Source organism: Vibrio sp. 03_296 (assembly GCF_002265885.1).
In genome coordinates this window covers 1-865 of record NZ_NPKW01000436.1, presented here as the reverse complement: position 1 = coordinate 865, position 865 = coordinate 1, and the positions used below count along the sequence as shown (strand labels likewise).

General features: G+C 46.5%; 2 pseudogenes. Both read right to left on the bottom strand.

Going from position 1 to position 865, the window contains the following annotated elements:
* Positions 1-425: pseudogene (locus CIK04_RS25205) on the bottom strand (type II secretion system F family protein); the annotation flags it as partial.
* Positions 426-473: 48 nt separating this feature from the next.
* A pseudogene (locus CIK04_RS25200) lies at positions 474-865 on the bottom strand (GspE/PulE family protein); the annotation flags it as partial.

Sequence of the window (865 nt, the reverse complement as noted above, 5' to 3'; positions counted from 1 at the left end):
GTGGCGACTAAGTCAACATAAATGCCATCGAATTGTGGGCTGGCACTGGCGAAGCGCTTTGGATAACGGCGTGCCTGCTTCAACGGCTTTGCTCACACTGGCTAAGATTGATTTCATCTCAGCTTTGCGATGGTTGTCGGCAACCAATTTGAGCGATTGTAGAATAGGAACACCAGTGGTCAGCATGGTGGCGAGTTGGCGGGTAAGCAGTGTGATGTCTTTACCTTTGACTTTATGGCTTAACCTTGTGAAGACTGACACACTGGATTTCTTGATCTTTTTGATCTGGATAATGCTGCACTTTTCAGCTTATCACGCACCTCAAGCTCGGTAAGCGCCAGCGTTGTTGCCGGAGACTTTTTTCCGGCTCCGTTAATCCCTTTCCATTGATAGTTTTTGATTTGTGAATGGGTTTTAAGCTTCAATATCGCTTCCTTCAGTGCGATGAGTATCAAGATAACAAACTATAAAATTTACAAATAGAGGACGCGTTGCAGCTCTTCTAAGCTGGTGATGCCTTGTTTGAGTTTCTCGAGGCCAGAGTCTTTGAGTGTCATCATGCCTTTTTGCCGTAGCGAGCATCTCCAAGCTTTGTACCGAGGCGCCTTTCACGATCGCCTCTGCTAGCTGCTCATTAAAAGGCATGACTTCGTATATACCGACACGACCTGAATAACCATGAGTACAATGATGGCAACCCTGTTTATCGGCTTGATAAATCAAGTCGTCAGCTTTTAGGCCGAGTAACTCAAATGTTGCGTTGTATGGATGCGGTTGCTTGCAATGGCTGCATAACCGACGAGCAAGACGCTGAGCGATGATCAAACTCAAGGATGAAGCCAAGTTAAAGCTGGCGATCCCCATG